Source organism: Stutzerimonas stutzeri SDM-LAC (assembly GCF_000235745.1).
Lineage (GTDB): Bacteria > Pseudomonadota > Gammaproteobacteria > Pseudomonadales > Pseudomonadaceae > Stutzerimonas > Stutzerimonas stutzeri_H.
Genome location: NZ_AGSX01000169.1, coordinates 1 through 2,118 on the forward strand (window position 1 = coordinate 1; position 2,118 = coordinate 2,118).

The 2,118-nt window shown below is 61.5% G+C and carries 2 protein-coding genes; both read right to left on the minus strand.

Features of this window, described 5'->3' with window-relative positions:
* Positions 1 to 852, minus strand: an 852-nt coding sequence (locus PSTU_RS0116585; RefSeq protein WP_019342133.1) for an acyltransferase, incomplete at its 3' end; no start/stop codon positions are given.
* Between the two features lie 122 nt (positions 853 to 974).
* A partial coding sequence (pta, locus tag PSTU_RS0116590; RefSeq protein ID WP_019342132.1) for a phosphate acetyltransferase occupies positions 975 to 2,118 on the minus strand: 1,144 nt, incomplete at its 5' end.

Here is a 2,118-nt window from a genome sequence, read left to right on the forward strand (position 1 = left end):
CCACAGCTCGTTGACCCACTCCTGAAAGTTCAGCCGATAGGCTTCGTCCTGGTCGTAGCTGCGATGCAGGAACTCGGCAGGGATCGGCTGCGAGTCGATGCGCATGACGACTTGGTCTATCCGGCCGCATAACAAGTCCCAGAAGCTGGGGTTGCCGCCCGGATAGTGGATGGTCACGTTGATCAGCGAGGTCAGTTGCTCCCCCATCGCATCGATTACGAACGCGATGCCACCGGCCCTGGGTTTGAGCAGGTAGCGGTAGGGCGATGCCTGTTCAGTGTGCTTGTCCTCGGTGAAGCGCGTGCCCTCGAGGAAGTTGAATACCGACACCGGGTTGGTCCGGTAGCGTTCGCAGGCCTTGCGGGTTGTCGCCAGATCTTCGCCGCGCTTTTCCGGGTGCTTCGCCAGATACTCCTTGCTGAAGCGCTTCATGAAGGGAAACTCCAGCGCCCACCAGCACAAGCCGATAACCGGCACCCAGATCAGCTCCTGCTTGAGGAAGAACTTCAGGATCGGCATCCGCCGGCTCAGTTGGTATTGCAGCATCAGGATGTCGGCCCAGCTCTGGTGATTACTGGTGACCAGATAGGAGTGCTGCAGGTCAACCTTGTCGAGTCCCTGCACGTCCCACTCGGTGCGGCCCACCTGATCCATCCAGAAGTTGTTGACTGCCATCCAGGACTCGGCGATCCAGTGCATGCCAAAGCGCAATCCTCGTTGGATACGCGGAATCGGTAACGCCAGTTTGAGCAGTGATAGCGCAAAAAGCGGCCAGCACCAGAACAGTGTGTTCAATGCCAGCGTCAGGCCGGCCAGGACGCCCCGAAGTGGGGCGGGAAGGACGCTCAACATCGATTAGTTCTTATATCCGTCAGTAACGGCGGCAAGAGTACCGACTGCGGGTTGAACTGCAAGCAAAAAACGGATGGTGGACGCTGCGCGGCGCCCGGCCAGGCTGGCCGGGCGCAGGCGCATCAGGCCTTCTGGTTATCAGCCTGCAGTGCGGTGAGCGCGATGGTGAACACAATGTCATCGACCAGCGCGCCACGGGACAGGTCGTTGACCGGCTTGCGCAGGCCTTGCAGCATCGGGCCGACACTGATCACGTTGGCGCTACGCTGAACCGCCTTGTAGGTGGTGTTGCCCGTGTTCAGGTCAGGGAAAATGAATACCGTGGCCTGACCGGCCACCAGGCTATTGGGCGCCTTCTGCTTGCCGACGCTGGCGACCGATGCGGCGTCGTACTGCAATGGGCCGTCGATTGGCAGGTTAGGGGCGCGCTCCTGGGCGATGCGGGTGGCTTCAGCAACCTTCTCCACCTCGGCGCCGCTGCCAGAAGTGCCGGTGGAATAACTGATCATCGCCACGCGTGGGTTGACGCCCAAGGCGACGGCCGATTCGGCGCTTTGCAGGGCAATCTCCGCCAGCTCGGTGGCGTTCGGGTTCGGATTCACTGCGCAGTCACCGTAGACCAGTACCTGATCCGGCAGCAGCATGAAGAACACCGAAGAAACCAGGCTGTAGCCAGGTGCAGTCTTGATCAACTGCAATGCCGGGCGGATGGTGTTGGCCGTGGTGTGCACAGCGCCGGAAACCAGGCCGTCCACTTCGTCGAGCGCCAGCATCATGGTGCCCAGCACCACGGTGTCCTGAAGCTGTCCGCGCGCATCTTCGGGCGTCAGACCCTTCGCTTTGCGCATCTCGCACATGGGCTCGACGTACTGATTGATGATCAGCTCCGGATCGAGGATCTCCAGGCTTGTTGGCAGTTGAATGCCTTGCTCGCGCGCAACCGCCTGGACTTCTTCCGGCTTGGCCAGCAATACGCAGCGCGCTATGCCGCGTTCCTGGCAGATGGCCGCGGCGCGTATGGTGCGTGGCTCGTTGCCTTCGGGCAGGACAATACGCTTGTTGGCCTGCTGGGCGCGCTTGACCAGCTGGTAGCGGAATGCCGGAGGCGACAGGCGCAACTCGCTGCGCGGCACGCTGAGGCGGGTATGCAGCAGGTCAGGCTGCAGGTGCTGTGCGATGAAGTCGGTAACCTGGCTGGCGCGTTCGATGTCGTCGGCGGGGGTTTCCTTGTTCAGCCCGAACAGATTGGTGGCGGTGTCATACGAG